The organism is Dyella sp. OK004, from assembly GCF_900114495.1.
In the GTDB taxonomy this organism is placed as follows: domain Bacteria; phylum Pseudomonadota; class Gammaproteobacteria; order Xanthomonadales; family Rhodanobacteraceae; genus Dyella_D.
The window spans coordinates 92180-112142 of the sequence record NZ_FOZI01000001.1 but is presented as its reverse complement, the minus strand read 5'-3'; the positions used below and the strand labels follow the sequence as shown (position 1 = coordinate 112142).

General features: G+C 60.8%; 12 protein-coding genes. 10 read left to right on the top strand and 2 right to left on the bottom strand.

Annotated features, from left to right (window positions below; translation table 11 throughout):
• Positions 1-53: 53 nt before the first annotated feature.
• The 4 genes from BM338_RS00540 (at position 54) to BM338_RS00525 (ending at position 4945) form a co-directional block, all read left to right on the top strand.
• Positions 54-1421 carry a phospholipase D family protein gene (locus BM338_RS00540; RefSeq protein ID WP_255367144.1) on the top strand — a complete coding sequence of 456 codons (1368 nt, stop codon included), beginning with the start codon at positions 54-56 and terminating at the stop codon, positions 1419-1421.
• 349 nt (positions 1422-1770) lie between these two features.
• Positions 1771-2973: a DUF418 domain-containing protein gene (locus BM338_RS00535; RefSeq protein WP_177229187.1), complete on the top strand. Its 1203-nt coding sequence runs from the start codon at positions 1771-1773 to the stop codon at positions 2971-2973.
• Positions 2974-3249: 276 nt separating this feature from the next.
• Entirely contained in the window at positions 3250-4197 is a 948-nt protein-coding gene (locus BM338_RS00530) for a cytochrome b/b6 domain-containing protein (protein WP_255367143.1), read from the top strand.
• Entirely contained in the window at positions 4190-4945 is a 756-nt protein-coding gene (locus BM338_RS00525; protein ID WP_090448836.1) for a molybdopterin-dependent oxidoreductase, read from the top strand. The genes BM338_RS00530 and BM338_RS00525 overlap by 8 nt, the downstream gene beginning before the upstream one ends.
• Positions 4946-5022: 77 nt before the next feature.
• On the opposite strand, the gene BM338_RS00520 is transcribed toward BM338_RS00525, so the two are convergent.
• Positions 5023-6069, bottom strand: a complete 1047-nt coding sequence (locus tag BM338_RS00520; protein WP_090448835.1) for a GlxA family transcriptional regulator — start codon at positions 6067-6069, stop codon at positions 5023-5025.
• Between the two features lie 138 nt (positions 6070-6207).
• Here BM338_RS00520 and BM338_RS00515 point away from each other — a divergent pair, with 138 nt between their 5' ends.
• The 4 genes from BM338_RS00515 (at position 6208) to BM338_RS00500 (ending at position 15833) form a co-directional block, all read left to right on the top strand.
• Positions 6208-6759, top strand: a complete 552-nt coding sequence (locus BM338_RS00515; RefSeq protein ID WP_090448834.1) for a carboxymuconolactone decarboxylase family protein — start codon at positions 6208-6210, stop codon at positions 6757-6759.
• A gap of 919 nt (positions 6760-7678) precedes the next feature.
• Positions 7679-10858, top strand: coding sequence for a TonB-dependent receptor (locus BM338_RS00510; protein WP_090448833.1), 3180 nt, complete (start codon positions 7679-7681; stop codon positions 10856-10858).
• 105 nt (positions 10859-10963) lie between these two features.
• Entirely contained in the window at positions 10964-13363 is a 2400-nt protein-coding gene (locus BM338_RS00505) for a GH92 family glycosyl hydrolase (protein ID WP_090448832.1), read from the top strand.
• A gap of 607 nt (positions 13364-13970) precedes the next feature.
• Positions 13971-15833, top strand: coding sequence for a glycoside hydrolase family 2 protein (locus BM338_RS00500; RefSeq protein ID WP_218156278.1), 1863 nt, complete (start codon positions 13971-13973; stop codon positions 15831-15833).
• A gap of 69 nt (positions 15834-15902) precedes the next feature.
• Here BM338_RS00500 and BM338_RS00495 read toward each other — a convergent pair whose 3' ends face one another.
• Complete coding sequence (locus tag BM338_RS00495; protein ID WP_255367142.1) at positions 15903-17303, bottom strand: glycoside hydrolase family 30 protein; 1401 nt, start codon at positions 17301-17303, stop codon at positions 15903-15905.
• A 716-nt stretch (positions 17304-18019) separates the two neighbouring features.
• Here BM338_RS00495 and BM338_RS00490 point away from each other — a divergent pair.
• Entirely contained in the window at positions 18020-19354 is a 1335-nt protein-coding gene (locus BM338_RS00490) for a Fic family protein (protein WP_090448831.1), read from the top strand.
• Positions 19355-19503: 149 nt separating this feature from the next.
• On the top strand, positions 19504-19938 hold the full coding sequence (locus BM338_RS00485) for a GFA family protein (RefSeq protein WP_255367141.1): 435 nt from the start codon (positions 19504-19506) through the stop codon (positions 19936-19938).
• Positions 19939-19963 lie beyond the last annotated feature (25 nt).

Here is a 19963-nt window from a genome sequence, read left to right as displayed (position 1 = left end):
CCCATTCGGAGGTGGACAAGCATCCGCACCAGTCGGGCTTTCGGTTGCTGACATTGAGCACGAACGCCCTGCTAAGTCGGGTGGCGCTAGCCGATCATGCCGCGCACTCGATCGACTTGCAGTACTACATCTTTGCCAACGACATGACCGGACATCTGATGATGCAGCATCTTCTTGCCGCTGCCGATCGCGGCGTGCGTGTCCGGATGCTCATCGACGACAACAACTTCGATGACAAGGGTCATCTGTTCGAAGCGCTGGATTCGCATCCGAACATCGAGGTCCGGCTGTTCAATCCATTCCAGACGCGGGACCCGACGCTGCTGTCCCGTGTCACCCAGCTCATGTTGGAATGGCGACGCCTCAATCGGCGTATGCACAACAAGTCGTTCATCGTCGACAACAGCGTGGCCGTCATCGGCGGACGCAATATTGGCGATCCTTACTTCGACGCGGGCAGCGACACGCGCTTCCGCGACCTCGACGTGGTGGCTATCGGCCCCGTTGTCCCGCAGGCTTCCGAAGCGTTCGATGCTTACTGGAACTGCGATGCCGCCTATCCACTCAACCAGCTCAAGAAGACGGATGGCTCTGGCCAGCGCCTTGCAGCCGCGCGATTGATTCTCCAGAAGGAGGTGCGGGCATTTGCACAATCCGACTATGCGCAGGCCGTGCTGGATGAGTTGCCGGATGGGCCGACCGCCGACAGGCGAGGAGCATGGTTCTGGGGCGATGCCGAGCTCGTAGCCGATCAGCCAGAGAAGATCGAGGCCACCGGCGACGTGCCGGCGCTGCGCATCGGCCCGCGGCTAAAGACCATGGTGGACGGCGCGCAGCACGAGATACTGGCGACGACGCCATACTTCATACCCGGTGATGCCGGCACGAAGCACCTCGTGTCGCTGGCACAGAGTGGCGTGTCCATCAAGATACTGACGAACTCACTGGCGTCGACTGACGAGACGGCGGCGCATGCGGGCTATGTGCACTATCGCAAGGCGCTGGCCGAAGGTGGCGTGCAGCTCTATGAGCTCAAGCCAACGTCGGGCCAGAGTCAGTCATCCACATCTATTGGTAAATCGTCGGGTATCAGTCTTCACGCCAAGACCATCGTCGTGGACGGCCATCAGGTCTTCATCGGCTCTCTCAACATGGATCAGCGCTCCAAGTTGCTCAATACCGAAATGGGCGTCATCGTAGATTCGCCTGGATTGGCCCATGCCGTCAGCGACTTCTTCCATACGGCGACGCGGCCTTCCAATGCGTATCAGGTGACGATCGATTCGGCTTCCCACGACCTCGTCTGGCGGGCAGAGGATGATGGCAAGCCGGTCACTTATCAGCGCGATCCCGCTGCAAACACCAAGCGGCGCACGGAAGTGACGCTGCTGCACCTGCTTCCTATCGATGGCCTGCTCTAGTCGCCGCGTGGATGACGCTCGCGTCACCCGGTTCTTCCGGTACCTGTTCCAGCGCAGCGAGCAGAAAGTCCGTCCGCATCGAAGTGCTGATCCGCCGGCCTACGATTCGGCGTGCGAACACGTCGATGACGAAGGCAAGGTGGCAATATCTACTCGCTCGTAGCTCTTTCTTGAGCGAGGATAGGGGAGACCCCTGGCATACGAAGTCGGTTGGAAATGCTCGTTTCCGATCCAGAGAAGTCCGGACAGTTCCTCTACGGGAGTATCGATGGAACCTTACTCACGCCCATCCACGCACTCGGTCATAAGCACGCGACCCGTACGTACGCGTCATGAGCTGATTGACTCCTTGCGTGGCTTCGCTCTGTTCGGCGTCTTTCTGGTCAACCTGACCTATCTTTCGCTGTATGCCTTCCTTCCAGAGGAGCAGCAGGAACATCTGATTACCGCCGGGTCGGACCGGGTTGTGGCTGCTTTGATGACGTGGCTGGTGGACATCAAAGCCATCACCGTGTTCTCCCTGTTGTTCGGCCTGGGTTTCGCATTGCAGATGGAGCGCACGGATACCGCGAGCACCCGTCGTTATGTGCGGCGAATGCTTGTATTGGCCGTAATCGGCGCGATCCACGGCTGGTTCATATGGTGGGGCGACATCTTGTTGACCTATGCCGTCGTCGGTTTGTTGCTGCTCCCGTTTCGCCATGCAAGTGCGCGCATGTTGATCGGCAGCGGATTAGTATGCGCGCTGCTGCTTCCGCCGTTGCTGCTACCTTGGATTCGTCCATTGATGCAGGGGTTTCCGCGCTCGAATGACGTCTACGCCCAGGCACTGCAGGCGTTTGGCGCTGATTCCTGGTCAGTCGCCTTGTTTCAAAATATTTTCACCGCACAATGGGCGCGCACGACCAACTGGGCCCTGCTGCTATTCGTATTAGGGCGTTTTCTGCTTGGCTATTGGGCCGGCCGTGTCGGATTGCTGCAGCACCCGCGGCAGCATCACAAGTTATTGTGGCGGCTATTTCTTGGCAGCCTGGTCGTTGGCCTGTGGGCGATGCTAGTGGAAGCGTTTCAGGCAGATCTGCGTGCCGAGTTCCCCCTGCTCAACAGCGAACTCGGCAGATACGTGACCCGCGTGATTCAACGTACGGCGCCATTGGCGGTTGGCATCGCCTGGGCCTGCGGTTTCGTGTTGCTGTACCTGCTTCCATCCGCGCAGCGTTGGTTGTCTAAGCTGGCACCCGTCGGGCGCATGGCGCTAACTAACTACTTGTTGCAAAGCATCGTCGGCGTCGCATTGTTCTATGGCATCGGCCTGGGGGTAGGGCCGCGCTATGGTCTTATCGCCGTCACGCTAGTCGGTGTGATGGTGTTTTCCTTGCAGGCGATCGCCAGCTATTGGTGGTTGCGGCGTTTTCATTTCGGCCCGGTAGAGTGGCTCTGGCGAAGCCTTACCTACGGGCTGCGCCCTGCATGGCGCAAGACCGGAGGCCACATAGACGGGGAAGCATCTTCCTCAGCCGTAAGCTCGGCTATCGAAATGGAAAACAGATGACGAGCAGGGCTTCGAAGGCATAGCCGCACACCGCGCACATGACAAGTTAGGCAATCCAAGGGGGCTATGTAAGGTGATTTCCGTGCGGCTAGGGACCCTCTTATCTATTCCACGTCCGCAGGAATCCTGGACTGCCAAGCGACTGCGTTTCGACCCGAGGCGCATGTGGTATCCGCTCTCCGCAAAGGCCCCAACGAAATCGGCGCGCCACCGCCGAGGCAGGAGTAAGCTGATTGCCGTGCCGCTCGGTTTGCCTTGCTTCCGCGGAGTATGGCTATGAGTACGGAAGGCCTTGATGCAGACGTATCCCCTCCGATTCCCATGGCGGTTACGGAATCGCGCAAGGTGATCTATCGGCACCCACTGCCGATTCGGATCATGCACTGGATCAACGTTATCGCGCTGACGCTCATGCTCTTCAGCGGGCTGCAGATATTCAACGCGCACCCAAGTCTGTACTGGGGCAATCGATCCGACGAAGGAACCGAAATTCTGGCCTTGGACGCCCGCAAGGACGCGGCGGGGAACTTGGTGGGTGTTACGCATATCGGGAAGCATGAGTTCACCACTACCGGCGTTCTCGGTGTCTCGAGCGGAAAGGACGGCAACCCTCAAGTGCGCGGGTTTCCGTCCTGGCTCACCGTGCCTGGCCCGCAATGGCTGGCGATGGGGCGACGCTGGCACTTCTTCTTTGCCTGGGTGTTTGTGCTGAACGGGCTGTGCTATGTCGGCTACGCCGTGGCTACGCGACACTTGCAACGAGACTTGTGGCCCACCGGGGCAGACTGGCGCGGCATAGGGCGATCCATCGTCGATCATTTGCGCTTTAAGCACCCTCATGGCGAAGAGGCGTTGCGCTACAACATCCTGCAGCGACTGGCCTACCTGACCGTCATCTTCGTATTCGGCGTGGGTATCGTGCTGATGGGTCTGGCCATGTCGCCACGCATGGATGCCGTGCTTTCGCCCATGGTCGAAGCCGTCGGAGGTCGACAATCGGCCCGCACCATCCATTTCATCATCGCCTGGGGCTTCGTCGTCTTCGTGCTGATCCACCTGTTCGAAGTGTTGATCAGCGGCGTGTTCAACCAGCTGCGAGGCATGATCACCGGCTACTTCGCGATCAACACCACGCCGATCAATACGAGCACCCCGAGCGAGGACACGCCCAGTGAGGATGTGCCCAGTGAATCCGCTCCGACGGAGGAACGCCCCCATGACTGACCGCCGCTCGTTCCTGCATATGGCCATCGTAGGTGCGGCTGGCATCCTCGTTGCCGGCTGCGACCGTATTTCGCAAACCGTGTGGGGACCTAAAGTGCTCGGTAAGGCCGAAGGCCTGAATCGCCGCGTGCAAGCCTTGCTGTCGCCATCCAGCAGCATGGCGAAGGAATATACCGAAGCTGACATATCGGCAGTGTTCCATCCCAATGGCACCACCATGCCAACCACGCCTGCCTATCAGGCGCTGATGGCCAACCATTTTCGCGACTACAAACTTCAGGTGGACGGGTTGGTGAGCCGACCGGCCATGCTTTCCATCGAGGACCTCAAAGGCCTCGATGTGCACACGCAAATCACCCGGCACGATTGCGTAGAAGGCTGGAGCGCCATTGGCAAGTGGCAGGGAACGCTGCTTTCTGCCGTGCTCGATCATGTCGGCGTCGATCCGCGGGCGCGCTTCGTGATGTTCCACTGCTTTGACGACATGGAAGAAGACACGCCTTACTACGAGAGCATCGACATCGCCGAGGCCAGGCATCCGCAGACCCTATTGGCCTTCGCGTTGAACGGCAAGCCATTGCCTGTACCGAACGGTGCGCCCTTGCGCCTGCGGATCGGGCGTCAGCTTGGCTACAAGCAGGCGAAGTACCTGGCGCGCATCGAACTGGTCGATTCGTTCGAGGATATCGGTGATGGGCAGGGCGGCTATTGGGAGGATCAAGGCTACGAATGGTATGCCGGGATCTGATGTCCGGGGCGCCTCTCTCACCCTCCGGACCGATCGGTTGAGAACGCACCAACGGGGTCACGCCAATGGGGTCAGGTTCACTTTCCCTTGTTGGATGAGTGAATCTGACCCTGCTTAGCTGAGCCGAAACGCGCGCGGTAATCCTGTGGTGTCGTGGCGAGCAGGCGCAGGAAGCTTCTCCGCAGTGTCTCTTCCGAGCCAAACCCACATCGCTGCGCAATCCGTTTGACCGGCAGCTGCGATTCTGAAAGCAACCTGCGCGCTTCCTCGACTCGCAGCCGCTCTACGGCGCGGGCCGGTGTCAGGCCGGTGGTCTCGCGATAGTGGCGGCTGAAGCTGCGCGCACTCATTGCAACCTGCTCGGCCAGTACTTCAAGCGAAAGGTCCTGGGCCAGATGCGTACTGATCCACGCATGCAGCGCGCCGAACTTGTCATCCGCCACTTGCAACGAGAGCGCCGTACTGAATTGGGCCTGCCCACCCGGTCGCTTCAGAAACACCACCAGGTAACGTGCCACAGCTAGCGCCACGTCGCGCCCGAGGTCTTCTTCCACCATGGCTAGGGCGAGGTCGATGCCCGCGGTTACGCCAGCCGATGTCCAAACGGAGCCATCGCGCACAAAGATCGGATCGGGTTCGACGCGCACGGCGGGAAAGCGCCGCGCCAGCTCGGTGCAGAACGACCAGTGGGTCGTCGCGCGGCGGCCATCCAGTGCGCCGGCAGCGGCGAGTAGAAATGCACCGGTACAGACCGAAGTGACACGTCGCGCCGATCTGGCGCGCGTTCGTATCCAATCCACCAGCGCCGGATCCGCCGCCGCCGCGTCTACACCCGGGCCGCCGGCAATCACCAACGTATCGAGCGTCACATCCAGCGGCGACAACACCTCCGTTGTCAGCCCAAGCCCACTTGATGCGGTGACATGCACTCCCTCGCGCGCCACGACATGGAGCGCGTAGTGCGGCGCTCGACCTGCCTCGGTGAGAGTGTCGTTAGCCGACGCGAAGACCTGCAAAGGGCCGGTGAGATCGAGCATCTGCACGGCAGGAAACGCAACGACTTCGACTCGCCGTAACAAATCGGGTCGGGCCGTTTCTGGCGCGAATCGAGGGTTATTTGGCATAGGTGCCGGAACCTGTCCTCGCATGATGGGTGCGTCCAGTTTAGCCGAGCTCCCGGAGATGCCCGTGGTCGCCCACGACATCCACTTCGAGATTGGCTCCTTTTCTGCTTTTCCCACTCCCCACAAAAGTCGAACATCATGCAAACCTTTCCAGTTCACACCACCGACTCCGCCCCTGAACTGTCGAAGCCCGCGCTACAGAATCTGCAGCAGGCATTCGGCATGATCCCCAACATCGCTGGTGCGATGGCCAATTCTCCTGTGCTGATCAGCAGCTTGGTCGCACTGTTTCAAAAGGTGCACGGCGGCAGTTTTACCGAGGCGCAAATCCAGTGCGTTCTCCTCACCAACGCAGTCACCAACGCAAGCGCATGGCCGGTCGCGTTTCATACGGCGCTGGCGCTGAACGAGGGTCTCGATCCAGCCGACGTCCAAGCCATCCGTGAGCGGCGTGCGCCGAAGGACGCCAGGCTCGCTGCGCTCTCGACGCTTGCACGGACACTGATCGAGAAACGCGGACACCTTGCCGAACAGGATGTCGATCAGTTCATCGCGGCAGGCTTCGGCAAGGATCATCTCCTTGAGGTCATCGCGATCGTCGCTGCGTCCACCATCACTAACTACACGGGCAGCGTCGCCCATCCACCCGTCGAGGCACCGTTCCTGGCGCATGTGTGGCACGCCCCGTGAGGGAGCTGCCTCGCGTATCGCTGGCCAACTAAGCGCCGCACACCGGCAGAGGTTTACTTCGGTCGCATTCCAGATGCCCGCTTTCGAAAACGAACGTTGCGGGCAGAACATCGGCTCGGCATGTTGTCGCTGCCCGCTTCCGACTGCGGACACTGTCCGCAGTTTGGCGATCTAGCCGGCGCAAACCCCATTAATCAGAAGCTGAGTTTTTGCATCGCAGCGTGACACGCTGCGTCTTCAGCGTCTTAATTTGCGCCAAGGGGATTTAGATCGATCCAAGTCAAGAGTGATCCAGGTCATATCGCAGTTGCGAAGGATCCGAATGACTTGGAGAGGGCGAGGAGCTATGGACGCACGCGTCAGGCGCCGTCCGGGATGTGCTGCTTCCCGCCAAACCGGTTGAGGGGATTGGGGAGTCGCCGCATGAAACCAGAAACTGTCCGTATTCCCGTAATGACAGGCCCACACGCAGCCTGCGTGCCCGTGTTCGCGGGGGCTGTCGCCAGCCGCTGGGATAGTGGCCGCCTTGTTCCCCGCACGAATCACGGGGCGGAGGACAGCGAGTTCTGTCGATGCGTTCCATCCATCGATCGGCGACCGCAACGACGGCAACCGCTGTTTTTCGGCAGATTGCAGTGGCGTTCGGAAAATGCGCCCGGCTCCGGCTGCGCCGGTGCAAGCGGCGACGTGCCGCTTTGGCGACGCCAGACCCGGGCCTTCGCGGCAGCGCATCCGGGGCCTTAAAAACATCCACCGCTGACGAGCCGAGTGCCCGTCGGATATCGAAATTTTAGATCGATCTAATTCGAGAAAAAAGGAGGATGCCTGCTGCAATAAACCGCGCATCGCAGCAGTGATCAACGGGGGATCACCGCGCCGACTCCTGAAGGGCGCATACCAAAGTAGGGGAATCAAGAACATGACTTACCTGCCACACGTATTTACGCGCAAGCCGTTGTACGCCGCACTCGCCTTGGCGACCTTGTCATTTGGGGGCAGCCTCGGCGTACCAGCGGTCGCCTTTGCGCAGACATCTACGCCTGCTGCAACGACAACACCGGCGCCGGCACCAGCGTCCGATAGTGCAAAGGCGAAGGACAAGAAAGCCAATAAAGAGAAAACCGGGGACGCCACCAACCCCACAACGCTGCAAACGGTCGTCGTCACGAGCTTTCGTCAGTCGGTCGACCAGAACATGCAGGACAAGCGCGATTCCAATTCGATCGTCGAGGTGATCAACGCGCAGAACATCGCGCAGTTTCCCGCGAAGAACATCGCCGACGCCCTCGCGCACGTTCCCGGTGTGGTCATCACACGCGAGTCCGGCGAAGGCAAGACGGTCAGCATCCGTGGCCTCGCGCCCGAACTCACGCTGACGGAATTGAATGGCAACTACGTGGCCTCGGCCGATACCTCGGCCGGCCTGACGCGTTCGTTCAACTACACGCTGATGCCGGCCAACATGTTCTCGGACATCAAGCTGTACAAGAGCCTGGAAGCGCGCCTGGACGAAGGCGGCATTGGCGGCAACGTGGACCTGCACACACGTCGTCCGCTGGAGATGAAGTCCAATGACGGCTTCGTTTCCTTCAATGGCGCGGGCTCCGACAACAGCAGCAGGATCACCCCCCAGGCCTCGGCGCTGTGGTCCTGGAAGAACAAGGATGAGACCTTCGGCTTCCTTGTTGCGGGCTCGTACCTAAAGCGTCGCGATATCGACTACACGGCCAATGCCTCGAGCTGGCACTGGTGGGACAACAACTGCACCGACACAGCAACGTGTACCCATCAGCCGACGAACGTGCATGGCCAGGCGTACGGCCCCGACGTGGCACCCAACCTGGCCCTGTGGTCGGGTGGTGGGGTGGTCGACCAGGCCGGCAACGGCTATTCGGGCTACTGGATGCCGCAGCAGTTCGCCACCAGCCGGAACCAGTTGGACCTGAAGTCCAAGGGCGCTCAAGCCACCTTGCAGTTCAAACCCATCGACCACCTCCTGCTGACAGGCAACTACTTCCGCTTCCAGCGCGAGCAGACCCAGATCACCAATACCCTGGAGGTTCCCGAGTGGGGGCTGCCCAGCAACAACAACTTCGCGGACCAGCAGGGCAGGTTGCTCGCTCCCAACGGTCTGACGTTCGACTCGTCGCACACCATCGTCACCGGTGCGAACTACGTTCTTCCGCGCGCCGGGCAGGGCTGTAACTCAACGACGAACCCCGTCACCGGCGCGCAACGACAAGCGGTGAACGTCTGCTCCACGGAGATACCGTGGCTCAACGGCAATTACTCCGTTGAAAAGGCCACGTCGCAGACCCTCAACCTTGAAGGCGAGTGGGATACCGGCGGCAGCCTCAGCGGATCGTTCAACGTCGGCCGCACCTGGGCGACGGGTGGTCCGTCGGTAGAGCTGGGCATGGCCGCCAAGCCGCGTAACTTCGTCAACGGCCAGTGGGTGGACGGCAGCAACGGAGCCGCGTGGACGCTCAACGGCACGCCGACCATCACGGCCTCGCCTGATGTGCTGCGGAACATGCTGGCCGGCCAGGGACAGGTGGATCTTGGCTCGACCGGCTCGAACATGGTCAATACCAAGACCTCGCAGAATTTCGCCCAGGCGGACTTCACGTGGGCCTTCGACGACAGCTGGATGCAATCGCTGCAGTTTGGCGTGAAGTACCGCAACAACCACGCCGAGCAGCAGAGCAACGAACTGCGTTGGTACTGCAAAGGCACCAAGTCGCAGTTCCAGACCTGCGATCCGAATGCTGGCCAGCTGCCAGCGGGCTTCCTGCTGCCGAACCCGTTGGATGGTCATACCGAGGCTTACAACGACAACACCTTCCCGGCAATCAATTTCCCGGCCTACTACAACTATCTCAACTCGACCTACGATCGGGTGGTCTACAACAAGCCCCAGGACAAATCGACGGTCAAGGAAAAGATCGCGGCCGCCTATGTCCAGGCCAACTTCGATACGGGCACGCTGCGCGGCAACGTCGGCCTGCGTTTCGTCAGCACGAAGCAGGACCTCACGGTCGCCAACGACATCACCACCAACAACGCCGTGTATTACCACGATGCGGGCGGCAACATCCTGATCTGTCCGACCACCGGTAAGAACATCGCCGGCGGCCCATGCGCGCCGGGTGACTTCCAGTATCTGCCGCGCGAACAGTCGGTGATCGAGACATTCACCAATGCCACCACCAGCAAGCGGTACAACAAGATCCTGCCCAGCTTCAATGTCGCGTGGACGCTCCCGCACGACGTCGTGGTGCGCGTCGCCGGATCACAGGCAATGGCTCGCGCTAACTACACCGACCTGGCCCAGCTGGGCAGCCTCACCAACAACACGCAGGACTACTACAACGACCGCAAGCAATTCGGCGCACCTCTGCCCGGGTGGTACGGCAGCGGTGCCAACGCGGGCCTGAAGCCCTTTACGGCCACGCAGTTCGACGTGGCGGGCGAGTGGTATTACGCGCCCGAATCAGTGATCGGCGTGGACCTGTTCCAGAAGAAGGTGAAGAACTTTGTCGTACCAGTCACCGTCAACAACATCAACGTGAACGTCGGTGGCTCACAGCAGAACTTCATGCAGTACAGCACCAACGCCAACGGTCGCTCGGGCACGTCCAAGGGTGTGGAGATCTACACGCAGCACACCTTCAACATGGGCTTTGGCTACATCGCCAACTACACGCTCAACAAGACCAACGAAACCCCCGTTTCGCTCGGCGACACGCAGGTGGGCAAATCGGAACTGATCGGCAGCGCCAAGTTCGCGGCGAACCTTTCGGTGTTCTATGAAAAGAATGGACTGCTGCTGCGCGCCACCAGCAACTGGACGGGCCGGACCATGCAAGGGCTGTCATCGGGTCTTCCGATCTATACGCAGCCTTATCACCAGCTCGACTTGAACGGCGACTACGAGTTCAACAAGCACCTGATGTTGACCGCGTCGATCATCAACCTGACGCGTTCCACCCCTCGCCAATACCTGGGTGGCGACACCACGGCGCGGCTATACCAACTCGAATATGCCGGACGCCAGTACTACATGGGCATCACGTACAAGTTCGGAGATGGTGGTTAAAAAACGGCGAGCGGGGTCGGGCGTCCTGCCTGACCCCGCTACCCGGCCTTCTGCTTTTGCTGCCGGCACGGTAGCGGATGCGCTGATTTCCGCACCGAGGAAACCATGAACCCATCTCTTGCACACCTTCGCCGTTGCGTCTCGTTGATCCTCAACCGGCACACTGCTCTGAGCATCGTGCTGGCGATCGTCGCGCTGGGAACCATCGGCGCAAGCGACGCCCAGAGCGGCCATGCGCCTCGATCCACCACGCAGGCCGTTGATGAAGCTAACCCGCTGGTCGGTACCGCGCCGCTGGACCGGCAGGTGCTGATCGGCAACGCGCCGCCGCCGGGCGAGCCGCTGTATTCGGGCATGACGTCGCCGGGCGCGAGCCTGCCGCAAAGTTCGACCGAAGCGGCACCGGTCAACATCAACGTGGATCTCAGTTATCCCACTGGCGTCGCCACCTCTTATGACTATGGCCGCCCCACGATGATCGGTTTCACCGGCGGTGGTGGCTCGACCTATGGCGGTCGCGGCGCGCCGATGGTCATGCCGGTGGTGGGCGACTGGACCGTGCCGCCGGACTACACGCCGTCGTACTACGACAAGGCGAGCGAAAAGGCATCGCCCGGTTACTACGCAGTCGATCTCGCCACGTTCCACACCCGGGTCGAACTGACGGCGACGCAGTGGACTAGCCTGATGCGTTTCACCTTTCCGGCGAGCCACCGCTCGAACGTCGTCGTCAACCTGCGCCGTCCTGGCGGCAAGGTGGAGGTGGTCGGTGACCGCACCCTTCGCGGCGTCAATGCGGATGGAAAATCGGAGCACGACTCGAACGGCCCCTGGTTCGTTGCCGAGTTCTCGCGGCCGTTCGCCAGTTTCGGCACCTTCCGTGCGGACCAAACTAACCAGGGTTACGGGATCGGCAATGAGGATGTACAGGCTGGCCGGCGCAACGTCTCCGGCAGCTACGCGGGCGCCTACGGCACCTTCGACACGCGGGCGGGTGAGCAGGTACTGGTGAAGATCGCTCACGGCCACAGTGCTGAAGAGGCCGAACAGCGGCTACGCGCAGAGGACCCTGATTGGAATTTCGAGCGTGTGCACACGCAGGCACGCGCGGCATGGGCACAACTGTTCGACCGTGTTGAAGTCACCGGCGGCACACCGAAGCAGCGCATGCTGTTCTATTCGACGCTGTACCACGCCTTCGCCAGCCCGCGGCTGGTTGTGCGCAAGGGCGATCGGTTTACCGACACCAACGGCCACGTGCAAGTCGCCGACTACGACCGCTACGGACCGGTGCCTTTCTGGGATACCGGCCGCAACCAGGTCGCGCTGCTGATGCTGCTCGAGCCGCAGGTGGTGCAGGACATCATGCGTTCCGAGCTGGACATGGCACGCGAACGCGGTTACATGAACACGTCGTTCCATGGCGACCATGCCGTGTTCCTCTACGACGGCGCGTGGCAGCGCGGCATCCCGTTCGACTACGCCGCCGCCTATGAGTACCTGCGCAAGAACGCGACCGATCCTAACGGGCCGCGCGGTTACCTGGCCGAATACATGAAGAGCGGCTGGATCTCTGACATCGTCCCGCCGGCAAGTTCCAGTCCGCCCTATGCTGGCGGCAAGGCGGGCGTCGCCACCACGCTGGAATACGCCTGGGACGATCACGCGCTGGCGGATGTCGCCCGTCGGCTCGGCAAGACGGAAGACGCTCAAATGTTTATGCGTCGCGCGGCGAACTACCGCAACGCATTCGATCCGTCGGTGGGTTTCTTCCGCGGCCGCACCGAAGACGGCAAGTGGATTTCGCCGTTCGATCCGGGCGAGCCGTACTACAACTTCATGATGAAGGAAGCCTCGGGCTGGTCCACGCTGTGGCTGGTGCCGCACGACATGCAAGGGTTGATCGATCTGCTCGGCGGACGCGCCGCGTTCAATGCCAAGCTCGACGCATTCTTCTCCACGCCCTACCAACCCAAAGGCATCTGCCGCGACTGCACCGGCTTGATTGGGCAGTACGTGCAAGGCAACCAGCCAGACCAGCAGGCGGCCTACCTCTATGCGTGGAGCGGCCAGCCCTGGAAGACGCAGGCGCTGATACGCCGCATTCTCGCCGAGCTGTACGGTAGCGACGCCAGCGGCTACGGCTTCCCCGGCATGGACGACCAAGGCTCGACCTCATCCTGGTATGTGCTTAGCGCGATAGGCTTCTATCCGGTCGATCCCTCCAGCCCCGACTACATCCTCGGCAGTCCGATCTTCGACCGGGTCCGCCTGCGCATGGGCAATGGCAAAATCTTCGAGATCGTCGCGCACAACAACTCGGTCCGGAATATGTACATCCAGTCCGCCACGCTCAACGGCAAGCCGTGGACCAAACCCTGGTTCAGCCATGCTGACATCGCGAACGGCGGCACGCTGGTGCTCGTGATGGGGCCTGAGCCAAACAAATCTTGGGGCGCTGACGCGAGCGATGCGCCGCTTTCGATGTCGGTGGACCGGCAGTGATCGCCGGGGCTTCGCGAAGCAGCGATGTTGGGTTATCGCGAGCTTGCCGCTTATGCAGCGGGCATTCCGAACCGCTGCCGCGGTCCGGGTCACTTTCTCTTTGCTGGCCCAAAGAGAAAGTAACCAAAGAGAAATGGCCTGAAGAGCAGGCGGTGTGCTTTGTAGCTACACCTTTTCCAGTGTCAGACGTCTGGAGGGCTTCTCTTCCTGTCCTCACTCTTCTGGATCTGATTGGCTTCGAGTCAGAGCCACGCGCGCTTTTCTCCTCCCCCTGCTTGCAGGGGGAGGCCGGGAGGGGGTGAGCCCTTGCGAAAACCTCTCCCGATACGCTTCCTCAAGTACTCACCCCTCCCCAACCCTCCCCTGCGAGCAGGGGAGGGAGCAAGGCGAAAAACCATCCCGCAGCCTGACACTGGAAGATGCGCAGCTACGAAAGCACGCCTCGCTCTTCCGACCATTTCTCTTTGGTTACTTTCTCTTTGGGTCAGCAAAGAGAAAGTGACTCGGGCGCCGGCAGGCGTCCGAAATGCCCGCTGCATAAGCGGCCAGGTCGCGACAGCGCAACGATTGTCGCAACCACAAAGCAACATCTGATGAGGATGGGCAAATGACGAGCAACATCAAGGTATGGAGCGCGAGCGCTTGGATGGCTATGGCCATGGTTTTTGCGTCGATGGCCATGGCGGCGCCGGATCAGGCGACAGTCTGGAACGGCAAAGTCGCGCCATTAGCGACGCCGTGGACAGCCGCGGTGTCGCCCGGCAACGCGTTGCCCGAGTATCCGCGCCCGCAGCTGGCGCGCCCGTCGCTGGAGCATCCGCAATGGATGAACTTGAACGGGCTATGGCAGTACGCACCAGGCGACGGGAAAGGCGCACCGCCGTTCGGCCAGGCGCTAAAGAACCAAGTGCTAGTGCCATATCCGATCGAGTCAGTGCTCTCGGGCGTGCAAAAGCATTCGGACTTCATGCTCTACCGCCGGCTGGTGGACATCCCGTCTGCCTTCACCGCGCATGGCCAGCACGTGCGACTGAACTTCGGCGCGGTGAGCCACGACGCCACGGTGTACGTCAACGGTACGCAGGTGGCGCGCCATGCCGGCGGCTATACATCCTTCGGCGCGGACATTACGTCAGCGCTTCGCCCGCACGGGCCGCAGGAGATCATCGTTGCCGTGCATGCGCCGGTGGACGGCGCCAACGTGATGGTTGGCAAGCAGCGGCTGAAACCCGAAGGCATCTTCTACACCGCGGCCTCGGGGATCTGGCAGTCGGTGTGGCTGGAGCCGGTGCCGGTCACCAGCGTGGCGCAACTGAACTTCACGCCGGCAAGCAGCCTGGATGCCTTCACTGTCACTTCGAAACTGCACGGCCGCAGCGAGGACGCCACGCTGCATGTCACCGCCTACGCGGATGGCAAGGCGGTGGGTGAGGCGAGCGGACCGGCTGGCCAACCGCTGCATCTGGCCATAGCGCATCCGCGCCCGTGGAGCCCGCAGGATCCCTTCCTGTACACCTTCAAAGCGACGCTTAAGCAGGGCGATCAACGCGACGAGGTAACCAGCTATGCCGGCCTGCGCTCCATCGCCGTCACGAAGCTGGGCGGACGCAACCGCATCGTGCTGAACGGCAAGCCGACCTTCCTACTGGCTACGCTGGACCAGGGCTACTGGCCGGACGGCATCTACACCGCGCCCACCGACGCGGCGCTCAAGTTCGACATACAGAAAACCAAGGACCTGGGCTTCAACACCATCCGCAAGCACATCAAGGTGGAGCCGGCGCGCTGGTACTACTGGGCCGACCGCATCGGCTTGATGGTGTGGCAGGACATGCCAGCATTGCCGACCGGGAGCAACGACAAGCTCAGCGCCGCCGACAAGGCCAGCTTCCGTGCCGACGTCTCGGCCATCGTCGACCAGCTCGACGGCGAAACCTCGATCATCGGCTGGATCCCGTTCAACGAAGGCTGGGGCCAGTGGAGCATTCCTGCCGCCGCCGAGCTGGCTGCGCAGATCAAGCAACTCGACCCCTCGCGTCTGGTCAACGCGCGCAGCGGCCTCAATTGCTGCGACACCAAGGGCGATCCGCACGCCGGCGACGTCATCGACGTTCATGACTACCAGGGCCCTGGCCTGCCCAGCCCTGACGCAACGCGCGCCTCCATGGACGGTGAGCATGGCGGCCTGACTCTGGGTGTTCCCGGCCACGTCTGGCCCAACACGCCCATCAACCCGTACGGCGAGGTGAAAGACAACGCCGCGCTGAACGACGGCTACGTCGCTAATACCGCCGTGTTGCGTGACAAAGGTCCGGCCATAGGCGTGTCCGGCAGCGTCTACACCCAGATCACGGATGTCGAGGGTGAGCACAACGGCCTGTTCACCTACGACCGCAAGATCGAAAAGGTGGACGAGACCAAGGTGCGCGCGATCAATGAGGCGACGATACGCGCAGGCGGGAAGCCCTGAGGTCTGCGCGTGATGGATCGATGAGGCTACCGATCATCCGATAGCTCTCGTGCACACAAACAGATTCCGCTACTGGGCCTTTTTCAACCACCAGAGAGCGCGTCGCACCCATGCACCCACTTGGTCCGGGTTCCATACGAAGGTCGCTACGCTTTGCGGCGGCATCATGTATTCGAAACGGGTCAGGCCTTCCGCCACCGAGACGCGGCGCGTATCCGCATTGCTATTCACTATCACCAGAACGATCGATCCATCGGTAGCATTCTGGAATGCCACATTGTCGATGCCCTTGTCGGTAGCGGTGGATTCCACCCGAACGGCGCCGGGCAAAACGAATCTGCTGAAGTGCGCCAACGCGTAATATTCGTCGTTGCGGCTGACCGCGCCCGTCTGCGAGTCGATCATGATCACACCCTTGCAGGCATCGCATCCGCCGAAATGCGGGCCGTGGTTCTCGTCGAGCGCCAGGTTCCAGTACACGACGCCGCGAGCCCACTGCCTGATTCCGGCGATCAGCAGGTTCCGTGTAAACCAGATCAGCTCGCCGTTGATGCTCGACGCCCAATCACCCCCGGAACATTCGGTGATGTAAGTGTCCTTTTGAGGATACGCACGATGTACGCGGCTCTGCGCATAGGGGCTGCCTTGGTAGCAGTGCCAGGCAACGCCATCGATATAGCGCGCGGTATCGGGGTCGGCCAATACACTCGATGGCTGCTCGGGATGGTTCCAGTTGTGATCCCATTCCAGGATGCGCGTTTTTGGCCGGCGGCCTGCCAGCTTCGGGCCGAGATATTCCGTGACGATGCGCGCCCGCGTGGCCGCAGTCATTTCCATGCCGGGGTAGGTGATCGGTATGAAGTTGGGCTCGTTTTGCAAGGTCAAGGCGAAGATGGGGATGCCATAGCCGCGGTAAGTGTCGAGGTACTTGACGAGATAATCCACGTACGCACTTTCGTACTGCTCCAGCAACTGCCCGCCGATCAGGTTTTCGCTGGTCTTCATCCACGCCGGCGCGCTCCATGGCGACGCGATGATGTACAGCTCCGGATTGATGGAAAGAACCTCACGCACCGTCGGTATCACATCTTGCAAGTTGGACGCGACATTGAAGTGCAGCAATTGCGGGTCGGTCTGGCCGATGGGAACATCGTCCAGGGTGTACGGCTGCAACGAGAAATCAGAGGCGCCGATGGTCAGGCGCATCATGTTTAGGTTGAGGTTGGGTGGCGGGCCATACAGCTCGTGCAACAAAGCGCCGCGCTGCAGCTGATTCATTTTGTTCTGTAGCAACCACGCCGACGAGTCCGTCATCGCCGCCCCGAAACCGACCATGGTTTGATATTTGCTGTGGACGTCGATGACCACATCGGAGGACAACGAGCCGCGGGCACTCATCTCGATGTTGAGCTGCTGCATCAGCTTCAGTCGGCGATCCGCCGTGCTCAGCCACAGCTCGACGGTGGGCATGATCGGCCGCGTCGAAGGGGGAGCTTTGGGTTTTGCCGCGGGAGGCCTGAAGCGCGGCGCATAAAGGGCAGCCAATGTGACCAGAGTGATCAGGGCGATGAAGACGCCGGCCGCCCGTTTGGAGTCCGACCTGCGCTCATCCATGGCGCGCGCAAAGCCCTTCAATCACATCGCAGTTCACTTGGATCACGTGGCTCCCGGGCGTCCGTATCAAAACAGGGGGCGAGATCGGTTTTCGAAACCGGGTGGGTTCATTTCCTTCCAGCCCTGGAGTGAACCCGATACCGTTGTTGCAGCATAGCGAACCTCGGCAAAAACGGGATCGGGTTCGCCTCTCGCTGTGTCCTGATTAGCGTCGAATCTCAGCTATCAGCTCCCTCCCCTGTTTACAGGGGAGGGTTGGGGTGGGGTGAGTACTTGAGAAGGCGTTTCTGGTGGGGTTCTCGCAAGGGTTGGCCCCCTCCCGGTCTCCCCTGTCCCACGGGACTAGCTTCGCGTCGCAAACAGGGGAGGGGAAAGGCGTGCTCAGAGCTGAGATTCGACGCTAATCAGGTCTCTGTGTGGGGCGAACAGGGCGCTGGCGATGCTTCCCTTGCCTGGCGCCGGGACGGTGGCTAGCTAGCCTGGGCAGGGCCGTCGGGGCGTGTCGCCATGCGGTCTACTATCGTTTTTCTACTAATTTAGTTATGTTTTAGTAGTAAATCGACAGGTGCCCGATGAAACTACCCGTTGCCCCTCCGCCCTGGAACGAGCTGTTCGACCGGTATTCCGGCGATCTGGTCAGGATCATGTCGAAGCATCCGGGGCCGGAGGTGAAAGGCCGCTATGAGCATTGGGACCATTTGCGCCACCTTTCTCCCCCGGATGGACTGACAGCCGAACAGTGGTGGCTAGGCATCAAGATGGCGCGGATTGCGCTGCAACGCCGGCTGCCGTTGGAGGATAAGACCGACAGCGCATTCAAGGTGGTGCTCAGCGACAGCATCCAACGTAAGTTGTTTCTAGTCGCGCGCGATGCTGCGGGCGCGCTTCGCGGCCAGGACGGTGTTCAGTCCGACAGCATGCGTGAACGCTATTTGGTGCGCTCGCTGATGGAAGAGGCGATGACCTCATCGCAGCTGGAAGGTGCGGCAACGACTACCCAGGTCGCCAAGGACATGCTGCGCAGCGGCCGTCAGCCGCGCGATTACGGCGAGCGGATGATCTGGAACAACTACGTCGCCATGCGGGAGCTGAAAGAGTGGCGGCAGCGTCCGCTTACGCCCGATGCCATTTTTGAAATGCATCGCATGCTTACGGAAGGGACACTCGAAGACGAAGGGTGTGCAGGCAGGCTACGCCGCGAAGGCGAAGACATCGTGGTCGAAGATGAAACTGGCCATGTCCTGCACGTTCCGCCACTCGCCCGAGAGCTACCGGCGCGCTTGCAGGCTCTGTGCAATTTCGCCAACCAAACCGACGATGACGAGCATTTTATCCATCCGGTCGTGCGTGCCATCATCATCCACTTCCAGATCGGATACGACCACCCGTTCGTTGATGGCAATGGTCGCACCGCTCGCACACTCTTCTATTGGTCGATGCTGCGCTCTGGATTCTGGATGTCGGAATACCTGTCGATATCAAGCATTCTCAAACGAGCACCGGCTCAATACATACGCTCCTACCTGTACACAGAAACCGACAGCAGCGATACGACCTACTTTGTGTCGCATCAGCTCGATGTGTTGCTGGAGGCTATCGACGGCGTGCATGGCTACATTGCCCGAAAGCAACGTGACCAGGAAGATGCAGCTGCCTTGCTAAAGCCCGGCAGCAAGCTGGCTCGTCAACTTAATCATCGCCAGCGTGCTCTTCTCCTTAATGCGTTGAAGCACCCGGAAAAGCTCTTCACCATTGACGTACATCGACGTACACACGACACCTCCTATCAGACGGCACGCGCCGATCTGCTTGGTCTGGTTGACGCCGGTCTCATGGATCAGCACCGTCAAGGCAAGGCCTTCGTGTTCATCGCGCGGCCGAATCTCGGAAAAAAGCTGCGCGGCTGATGTTTTGTTGCGCTACAAGGAGAAAGGCTTGGACAAGGAACGGAGCTAGTTGAGTGCAACCTGATGACGATGCGCAAAAGGATGCCGCCTTCGATCAGAGGCTAGTACGACAGGCAACACAAACAGCGCCCCGATATGGAGATCAACGCATGCACGCTACTCATAACGACCATGCCGTGAAGCTTGAAGGCGGCTGCTATTGCGGCGAGGTCCGCTACGTCGCCGAAGGTGCGCCCATGTTGAAGGCGCAGTGTCACTGTCGCGAATGTCAGTACTACAGCGGCGGTGCTCCGCATATGTTCCTGCTGATGCCGCCCGATGGCTTCCGTTACACCAAGGGAGAGCCGCGGCGGTTTTCGCGAAGCGATCTCGAGTATCCCGTGACCCGGGAATTCTGCGCGACATGCGGTACGCAACTGATTACGCGGCGGCCCGGGCTGGACGCCATCATTCTGAAAGTCGGCACACTCGACGATCCAGCCGTTTTCGGCCATCCGCAGATGGCTATCTTCACGGTCGACAAGCAACCCTTTCATCAAATTCCCGATGGCTTGCCGACATTCGAGCGCATGCCGAGGCGATAGGGGGAAGGGGATTCGCGGTTTCGAT

Bases quoted from the DNA above. Each gene is read 5' to 3' on its own strand.
- BM338_RS00495 (WP_255367142.1), bottom strand. From the start codon at position 17,303: ATGCCCACCGTCGAGCTGTGGCTGAGCACGGCGGATCGCCGACTGAAG.
- BM338_RS00500 (WP_218156278.1), top strand. From the start codon at position 13,971: ATGACGAGCAACATCAAGGTATGGAGCGCGAGCGCTTGGATGGCTATG.
- BM338_RS00525 (WP_090448836.1), top strand. From the start codon at position 4,190: ATGACTGACCGCCGCTCGTTCCTGCATATGGCCATCGTAGGTGCGGCT.
- BM338_RS00505 (WP_090448832.1), top strand. From the start codon at position 10,964: ATGAACCCATCTCTTGCACACCTTCGCCGTTGCGTCTCGTTGATCCTC.
- BM338_RS00510 (WP_090448833.1), top strand. From the start codon at position 7,679: ATGACTTACCTGCCACACGTATTTACGCGCAAGCCGTTGTACGCCGCA.
- BM338_RS00485 (WP_255367141.1), top strand. From the start codon at position 19,504: ATGCACGCTACTCATAACGACCATGCCGTGAAGCTTGAAGGCGGCTGC.
- BM338_RS00490 (WP_090448831.1), top strand. From the start codon at position 18,020: ATGAAACTACCCGTTGCCCCTCCGCCCTGGAACGAGCTGTTCGACCGG.
- BM338_RS00515 (WP_090448834.1), top strand. From the start codon at position 6,208: ATGCAAACCTTTCCAGTTCACACCACCGACTCCGCCCCTGAACTGTCG.
- BM338_RS00520 (WP_090448835.1), bottom strand. From the start codon at position 6,069: ATGCCAAATAACCCTCGATTCGCGCCAGAAACGGCCCGACCCGATTTG.
- BM338_RS00530 (WP_255367143.1), top strand. From the start codon at position 3,250: ATGAGTACGGAAGGCCTTGATGCAGACGTATCCCCTCCGATTCCCATG.